The sequence below is a fragment of the Asticcacaulis sp. genome (genome assembly GCF_027484505.1).
Taxonomy (GTDB): Bacteria; Pseudomonadota; Alphaproteobacteria; order Caulobacterales; family Caulobacteraceae; genus Asticcacaulis.
In genome coordinates, this window is sequence record NZ_JAIXSV010000200.1 from 1 (window position 1) to 7,257 (window position 7,257).

Genomic DNA, 7,257 nt, shown 5'->3' on the forward strand with positions numbered 1-7,257 from the left:
AGCGCATCGGCAAGCACCAGGAAGACTTTGTGACCTGCCACGTCTTCGTCTCGCATGTTCGGACCTGTACCGCATACAAGAATAACCGCAGGGAAGGGGCCTTTTCCATCCGGCAGGGTGAGCGTGCCCGCGAGGCTCAACTTGGCGGATTTGTTGTCGAAAACCAGCCCCGGTCCACTAACGCCAGCTTGAGGCCCGAACCCTCTCTCATGTCCGGCTTCGAGAGTTTTTAGGTCGTCCCAATGGGCCGCAATCGGCGCTTTTCGAAGATTCACGCGTCAGCGCGTAGCTCTGCTGATACCGAACGGATTGATTTGCAAACCGAACATGACATTGAGGCCACCCAGATTAAATTCTGTGACAGTGTGACCGGCCTGGTTCTCGATAATGCTGCGCGATGTGGAGTGATCCTGAAGGCTGGCGGTGGCGGTCAGTTTCCCATTGATCCGGCGGCTGTAGCTTACGCTCCAGCGATGCGTCGGTTCTGTATAGCCCTGGCCCGTTAGTTGTTTGCCTGCCGCATTGAGCGAAACCTGCACCTGATCGTTAGGCGACATCCGATAGCCGATGCGCACACCACCTGCCATCGTTTCCGCCTCAGTGATCGTTGTGAAAGTTGACGATCTCGGGGGACGACGCTCACGCTTTAATGTGGTTTGCAAATTGACATCCCACTTCGTCCCGATACGTCGATTATACATCAGATCAAGGCCATTTTCCGAGCCATAACCGCCGTTTTCCCGACGGCTCAGGTAGATGTTATCGTCGATGTAGGTGCTGCGTTCAACAAAGACGTTTTCGGTCTTCTTGTAAAACCAGGTTGCTGTAAAAGTCAGGTTTTTGGGACGGTTATTGTATTCGTAGCGCAGTTCACTGAGGTGCGTCTCTGAGGGTTGCAGATCCGGATTACCTGAACGGGCATTGCGGTCGTCCCAATAGATGATGAAGGGATTGAGGTCGCTCACATTGGGCCGTGTTATTCGGTGACCGTAGTTATACCTCAGCTTAGACGTTTCGCTCAGCAGGTACTGTATCGCAAAGCTTGGATGTATGTGGCTGTAGGTTTGCCTGACCGAAACGTGGCTGGTCACCTGGTTGAGGGTCAGATTCGTGGTTTCGACCCGCAGGCCGCTCAGCACGGTCCAGCGTAGGCCGAGGGCCTTCTGATAGGTAACGTACCCGTCGATCTGATCTTGATTAACTTCGTAGGCGTTGCTGCGTCGGGTATCCAGAGCGCGTGCGGCCGTGGTCAGACTGATATCATATTCGGCATTACCGGTTCTCGTCACAGTGGTGTTCAGTTCAAAGCCGGACGTAAAAACGCCACCCCAAAGCTGACGACTGTAGTCAACGCTCATAGCCAGTGCACGCTGAGTGTTGTCACCGGATCGCAAAGTCCTTCGGTTTGGAGAGGCGGTTGAAAAGCTATAGTCGGATACGGTGTCGCTTGATTGCGTACCACGGTTCTTCCGCAGGTCAGCCTTCAAAGTTTCACCTTCTGTGTCACCACGATGACTAAAACTCAGACGTACCGATCCTTGCTGACTTGCATTCTCGCGGTCGTCACGGCTTTGGTATTGGGTCGTTATCTCTCCGACAGGATCGCGTTCTTCAAAGGCGCTTAGCCCCGTAGACTCGTAATCGCTACGGTTCAGTGTCACCTCTAAACCCAGGGCATCAGTCTCGCTAGGACTGAAGCCAGCAGCACCGATAAAACCATAGCTGTCGGTGGACTGCGGCAGGTCGCTCAAGCCGCCGAAGCGAAATGTACCTGTCGGAGCGTAACGTTCACGGTCGAGGCTAAATTCGGGTTGGCGCGTATCCCGGTTAAAGTTCAGGCTACCGTTGACGGTCAACCGGCCTTTGGTTGCGCCGGCATTCACCCCCATACTGTAACGGCCCTCATTACCGGCCCCAAGCCGCATCCCCAAGATTGGGCGGAGCGTTCGGTTTTTCTTCATGACGATATTGATGATGCCGCCGCCGCCATCCGCGCTGAATTGTGCTGATGGCGTGGTCATGACTTCAATAGAGGCGATGGCATCGGCGGGCAGGGATTGTAAGGTAATCGCCCGAAAATTGCCCTGCATCAGGGCAGAGGGTTTGCCATCGACCAGGATCTGTACCGCAGAATTGCCACGCAGGGTGACATTGCCTTCCGGATCTACATTGACGCCAGGCGCTTTATTCAGGACATCGACAGCATTTGAGTTGGGCAATGCCGGATCGGTCTTGGGATCATAGACATCGCGGTCGATCTTCGTCGTAGGCTTCGCGGCGGTCACGGTCACGGTTACGGTTACGGTTGTAAGGTCGCTGTCTGTTTTGGCTGTCTCTGGCTTCGGTTTCGGCTTTCCAGGTGTCCCTCGTGCGGCAACCGGCCCGGCCATAGTCATAACCAAAGCCGTTGAGGTCAGAAGCGCCATACAGCGCGAATAGTGCCATTTCATGTTAGGTTTCCTGTGAGATCATACGCGCACAACCTCAGCCTCTGACGCTGCACGCAGAGTTTCCGAAGTTCGGCGGTTTTGTGGATTGGCTCAGGTCTTTAGAGGCGGATGACTTCAGATGAAAACATCATTCCGCCTGCGGCTTTGCAGTGGCCGCGCAACTCTTGCGTAAAGTGGGGCCCGCTTTATGGGATTCCGTTCTCGTTGGGATTTGAGGCGATCTGATATTAAGCCGATTGTGAGCGGGCCCGCACAATAGCAAATCCGGACAGACGCAGACACAGCCGGGCCAGGAATAGCGAAAGGATAATCCCCGCTATCGTGAGTACATACCACCAAGGGCCGAGCTGTTCGGTGGCGCCGAGGGCACTTGTCGGCAAACGACCTATGTAGTTGTTAGCGCCAGCATCTGTGAAGTACCCAACCTTGTCGGGGCTGCCAATCTTATCAATCAGCCACAGCAGATTGATCAGGGTCAAGCCCCCAAAGGCGGCGGCGAAGGTCAAACCGAGAAAGGCAACGATGCTTCTGGCGGAATGGGTGACCAAGGCTTTGATCATATGCAAACTATGGTTTGATGTGATAGCCCGCGATAACAAAAAGTCCTCTATGAATGGACGCGCATAGTCCTTGACGGTGCCAAACCCATGCAGCGCTGAGCGGGCTGAAAGGCCGGCGGCCACCCGATCTTCGAGATGTGCGCGCGCTTCGTTGACGATGTCCCGACGGCTGGCTTCAGGTAGGCCTGCCAGCGCGCGTTCAAGTTCGTTCAACCAGATGTGGATAGTGCTGGCGTCGTTCATGACGATCTCCGCAACAGAAAGGCGTTCAGGTTTTGAGTAAGGGTCAGCCAGTCATGGCGCTGAGCGTTAAGCTCTGCCTGACCTATTGCGGTCAGTGCATAGTACTTGCGTGGGTGTGAGGCGTCGGCCTCGTGTCGCCATTCTGACAAAATCAGACCGGCCTTATTCAGTCGGTGAAGCAGCGGATAGAGCGTGCCTTCGGATAGATCCAGGCCTGCCCCTTCGCGGAGTCGATCCAAAATCCGCAGTCCGTATTGCGGCTCTTCATCTAGTAAACTCAAGAGCGCCAGCTCCAGCACACCTTTGTACAGCTGGGTTCGTCGAGTGTCTGAGCTTTTGTCGGATGAGGTCATTATGCATCACATGTTACTTTGTGATGCAAGGTATGTGGTCAAGCCCTATAAATTGCAAGCGATAATTTCAGGCAAATGGTCTCTGGGCATTGGCGAGGCGTTTCTATAAGGCAGTCGGGATGCCATTTTTACACGGCGCGGATACCCGCCGTCGGAATTCTCGGTTGGGTTTCTGTACGGGCGGTGCGCCTGGCTGAGATAAACTGCCCTTAAAGTCCGCTTTCAGAATGTACCTCTAACGGGCACACATATGTCCGCAACGGGCGCGAGAGCGACTCTGAATCCGGAAGACCTTGATCCTCTATCCAAGATCACTGCCTTTTTAGCTCAGTCCTCGAGCTTAAACAGAAGTGTCGTATGCCACTTGCTGGGATCCGGCTCATCAGTCGGATTATTATGATAGACTTCGAGGCGTGCCGCAAACACATCGCCTTCAGATGTCTCTACCGCGTCGAAAATGATTCCCGTCTCCTTGGCCCAGCCGACCAGCATCGCGTTTACTGTGAGAAGGTCATCATAGTGACCGGTATAGGCTAAACTCACATAGCGTCCTGCCGGAAGGATGCCCTCGATCAAGCGCCCCGATATAGGTATTATGTCTTCGGTGGTTATCCCGCATTCGATTTCCAGCTTTGGCATATCGATTCGGTTGTACTTGATAAACTCACTTCCGTTTCGAGATGCACCGACCACATCAAATGCGCGAAAAGTTCGTCCAGGGCGGGGGGAATCTCGTCACCAAACGGCATCTCAACCTGCTGTCGAACAGCCACATACCTTTTCGGTTCGAGCTGAACGATTTTTGGAAGCGTGAGCATCATCGTGTCTCCAGTCGTGTTCCTGCCTTCTCCTAGGCTGCGTTACAGCGTGCGGAAAGTCCATGCCTTTTGCGGCATGTTCGGCGGATTAGACATGGACTTCCGTTTTGCAGGAAGGGGATCGGTTGTGATGGAGGTGTCCGGATTGGGTGCGAGGGAAATAGCGATCCGCGTTCAGGATGATGCGTACACCAGGTGCAGCGTCTCTTTGTCTAACTGCGTATTAGAGATGAGCGTCAGGGGCGGGCGGGCCGCGTGGAAGAAAGGCTTGCCTTTGCCGAGTACATAGGGCCGGACGATAAGGTGATACTCATCCACCAAGCCGAAGTCTGTCATCAACCCGGCGGTGCGGGGGCCGGAGACGCTGATTTCGCCTTCGGTGTTTGCCTTGAGGTCGCGGACCTTTGTTTCTATGTCGCCTGAGATAAGCGTGGCATTGGGGCCGACTTCGGATAGCATGGAGGACACCACCCATTTTGGCATCCTGCGCCACACAGTGGCGAACTCCTGCAACGCGACCCGCTCGCTCTCTGGCCATTCCGGATGGTCTACGTCCCAATAACGCATCACTTCGTACATGGTTCGACCATAGATCGTGCCGGCGTGGCGACGAATGCTCTCGATCCAGAACCGGAAGACCTCTGGGCTTGGCGCTCCCATTACCAATCCGCCATCAACATCATCGACATAGCCGTCGAGTGAAACATTCATGGAAAGAATAAGCTTCGCCATAGGGGCAATCCATTCAAATGTTGAGGAAGTTTCTGAAATTTTGCAGACTCGCCGCGAAGCCCTGCCGGTGGCCTGTGAGGGCTTCGGGGCCGACAAATGACGTCACTTGATCGGTAAGGATCAGACAGGTCTGCTCGTCGCCTTCGGCACGGAAGTCGAATGTAATGAGCGCAGCGGTTAGCACGGCGTCGCCCTCATAGAGCGTCTCGGAAAAGCAGAGATAGGCATTCGCCTCGACCCTGTGATAGCGCACCTCGGTTCGGAAGCGCAGATCGTTCTTGCCGCCGCAGCGTGTCGCTTCAGAGCCTCCGGTGCGGACATCGGCATTATCGATGATGACCGCCGCAGTGGCGCTCGGTGCCGACCAGATTTCACGGTCGGCCTTATTGAGATAGGCGGCAAATGCGCGCGCCGGGGGCACGGGCAGGACTTGCTCCAGTTGGATAGTCTCGTGGCATAGTCTCATACGCACGTTCAAACCCCCTGCAATTTGAAAGTGGTTGCACGCTAACAGAACCCCCTGCATAATGCAAGCGGTATGTAGGGAGCATTCTCATGGTGCAAACAGATCGCTCCGGGTGTCCGATAAATCTGACGCTTGAGCAGCTGGGCGATCGGTGGAGCTTGATCGTCATTCGCGATATTATGTTCGGCAACCGGGGGACCTATGGCGAGCTGCTGGCGCAAAGCGAAGAGAAAATTGCCTCCAACATCTTGGCCGACCGGCTGAAGCGCCTGACGGCGTCGGGTCTATTGACCCGTTTGCCGGACCCCGGTCACAAGCAGAAAGTCATTTATAAGCTGACGGAAGCGGCCATTCAGCTGGTGCCGCTGCTCGCGCATATGGGGGCCTGGGGGAACCGTCATACTCGACCCAGCTATGAACTTTCAGTGCGGGCAGACCTCCTCGAACGCGGCGGCCCGGCATTGTGGGAGGCGTTTATGGCAGAGCTGCGCCATATCCATCTGGCCGCCCCAGCCCCAGCGCGGTCGGTGTTTGCAGAGCTTCAATCGACCTACGAGGAAGCGGTTGCCGCTTCTCGTCAGGCAAGAGCGGAATAAATCATCGCCTTTGAGGTCCGCTCTGGAGGCTCGTTAGTCGCGTCGAAGTTCCAGCACTCCACTTCCGCTTCGGGCGCTGGGGCGACGTAGGTGACTGATATGGCTCTTTAAAGACCCTATTGGTTTAGCTGATAGCCATGCTACGATCGCATCATGAGTACCGATAGCCTTGGACGCAATGCTTTGATTGACGCCGTCATCGTTGGGGATGGCGAAAAGGTGGGCGCGCGTCTTAGGGAAAATACTGATGTCAATCATAGCGACAGAAGTGGTTGGACGGCGTTGCATTTTTCGGCGCAGAATAACGACCGGGTGATAGCGCAAATGCTGATCGACGCAGGGGCTTGCATAGATCTTCGCGACTTGCACGGTAACACTGCATTATTCAGGGCTGTATTTGCTTATCGAAACGGCGACGAATGTATCTCGATCTTGCTTGAGGCAGGCGCAGACCCCGACATCTTAAATGAACATGGAGTTTCCCCTCGCTCGTTGGCAGGGACGATGGCCAATTACGACGCTCGAAAGTTCTTCGTGCCTCGGTGAGACGACGGTGCCCCATCGTTTGGTGCAGCCTGTTAAAGAGAAAAAGAAACCTCGATGACCGCTTACAGACGTCCCGAATTTTGGTTCGGCTGATGTCCGGAATGGGCGCAAACGCGACTGTTGCATGATGCGGTAATGGTAGAGGGACACTTGAGCGGTAAAAATCTATTTGGAGGTGTGGAGACGGATTTGTGACGGGACGCCATCGCCTGACACGCCTTTTGTGGCGTGGGCTAGGGGAAAAATATGACACCTGTCTCGGACCGAAAGTACCGCTCATCAGTCTCTTTGGCAGCCATCGCGTTGGCTACCGCTCTCGTTTGCGCTGCGCCCGCTTATGCGCAGGCACCTAAGTACAAACTCGACATCCCGGCTGCCCTACCACTTCGTCGTCGAACGACACGAAGCAAAGTGTCGTTGCTCACCGGAACCATTAAGCGCGAGGCAAAACTGGCGGCAGGGCGACCTCCCAATGCCAAACCGAGTTGGTGAA

The 7,257-nt window shown here is 55.1% G+C and carries 10 protein-coding genes; 3 read left to right on the top strand and 7 right to left on the bottom strand.

Features of this window, described 5'->3' with window-relative positions:
- On the top strand, positions 1 to 233 hold a 233-nt coding region (locus Q0072_RS12210), incomplete at its 5' end, for a hypothetical protein (RefSeq protein ID WP_298330445.1).
- A 45-nt stretch (positions 234 to 278) separates the two neighbouring features.
- On the opposite strand, the gene Q0072_RS12215 is transcribed toward Q0072_RS12210, so the two are convergent.
- The 7 genes from Q0072_RS12215 to Q0072_RS12245 form a co-directional block, all read right to left on the bottom strand.
- Positions 279 to 2,450: an outer membrane beta-barrel family protein gene (locus tag Q0072_RS12215; RefSeq protein ID WP_298330448.1), complete on the bottom strand. Its 2,172-nt coding sequence runs from the start codon at positions 2,448 to 2,450 to the stop codon at positions 279 to 281.
- 227 nt (positions 2,451 to 2,677) lie between these two features.
- Positions 2,678 to 3,253, bottom strand: coding sequence for a hypothetical protein (locus Q0072_RS12220; protein ID WP_298330451.1), 576 nt, complete (start codon positions 3,251 to 3,253; stop codon positions 2,678 to 2,680).
- Complete coding sequence (locus tag Q0072_RS12225; RefSeq protein ID WP_298330453.1) at positions 3,250 to 3,606, bottom strand: PadR family transcriptional regulator; 357 nt, start codon at positions 3,604 to 3,606, stop codon at positions 3,250 to 3,252. The genes Q0072_RS12220 and Q0072_RS12225 overlap by 4 nt, the downstream gene beginning before the upstream one ends.
- A gap of 327 nt (positions 3,607 to 3,933) precedes the next feature.
- Positions 3,934 to 4,182 carry a GyrI-like domain-containing protein gene (locus Q0072_RS12230; protein WP_298330455.1) on the bottom strand — a complete coding sequence of 83 codons (249 nt, stop codon included), beginning with the start codon at positions 4,180 to 4,182 and terminating at the stop codon, positions 3,934 to 3,936.
- Positions 4,183 to 4,214: 32 nt separating this feature from the next.
- On the bottom strand, positions 4,215 to 4,427 hold the full coding sequence (locus Q0072_RS12235) for a hypothetical protein (RefSeq protein WP_298330458.1): 213 nt from the start codon (positions 4,425 to 4,427) through the stop codon (positions 4,215 to 4,217).
- A gap of 171 nt (positions 4,428 to 4,598) precedes the next feature.
- Positions 4,599 to 5,156, bottom strand: coding sequence for a dihydrofolate reductase family protein (locus Q0072_RS12240; RefSeq protein WP_298330461.1), 558 nt, complete (start codon positions 5,154 to 5,156; stop codon positions 4,599 to 4,601).
- Positions 5,157 to 5,169: 13 nt separating this feature from the next.
- A complete protein-coding gene (locus tag Q0072_RS12245) occupies positions 5,170 to 5,622 on the bottom strand; it encodes an SRPBCC domain-containing protein (protein WP_298330470.1) in 453 nt (150 codons plus the stop codon).
- Between the two features lie 89 nt (positions 5,623 to 5,711).
- Between Q0072_RS12245 and Q0072_RS12250 the strand changes: the two genes are divergently transcribed.
- Together Q0072_RS12250 and Q0072_RS12255 are read left to right on the top strand one after the other, a co-directional pair.
- A complete protein-coding gene (locus Q0072_RS12250; protein ID WP_298330464.1) occupies positions 5,712 to 6,218 on the top strand; it encodes a helix-turn-helix domain-containing protein in 507 nt (168 codons plus the stop codon).
- A 153-nt stretch (positions 6,219 to 6,371) separates the two neighbouring features.
- Positions 6,372 to 6,764: an ankyrin repeat domain-containing protein gene (locus Q0072_RS12255; RefSeq protein WP_298330468.1), complete on the top strand. Its 393-nt coding sequence runs from the start codon at positions 6,372 to 6,374 to the stop codon at positions 6,762 to 6,764.
- Positions 6,765 to 7,257 lie beyond the last annotated feature (493 nt).

Excerpts from the sequence above, each read along its gene's own strand:
- Q0072_RS12255 (WP_298330468.1), top strand. The coding sequence starts at position 6,372 with ATGAGTACCGATAGCCTTGGACGCAATGCTTTGATTGACGCCGTCATC.
- Q0072_RS12240 (WP_298330461.1), bottom strand. The coding sequence starts at position 5,156 with ATGGCGAAGCTTATTCTTTCCATGAATGTTTCACTCGACGGCTATGTC.
- Q0072_RS12225 (WP_298330453.1), bottom strand. The coding sequence starts at position 3,606 with ATGACCTCATCCGACAAAAGCTCAGACACTCGACGAACCCAGCTGTAC.
- Q0072_RS12215 (WP_298330448.1), bottom strand. The coding sequence starts at position 2,450 with ATGAAATGGCACTATTCGCGCTGTATGGCGCTTCTGACCTCAACGGCT.
- Q0072_RS12235 (WP_298330458.1), bottom strand. The coding sequence starts at position 4,427 with ATGATGCTCACGCTTCCAAAAATCGTTCAGCTCGAACCGAAAAGGTAT.
- Q0072_RS12250 (WP_298330464.1), top strand. The coding sequence starts at position 5,712 with ATGGTGCAAACAGATCGCTCCGGGTGTCCGATAAATCTGACGCTTGAG.
- Q0072_RS12220 (WP_298330451.1), bottom strand. The coding sequence starts at position 3,253 with ATGAACGACGCCAGCACTATCCACATCTGGTTGAACGAACTTGAACGC.
- Q0072_RS12245 (WP_298330470.1), bottom strand. The coding sequence starts at position 5,622 with ATGAGACTATGCCACGAGACTATCCAACTGGAGCAAGTCCTGCCCGTG.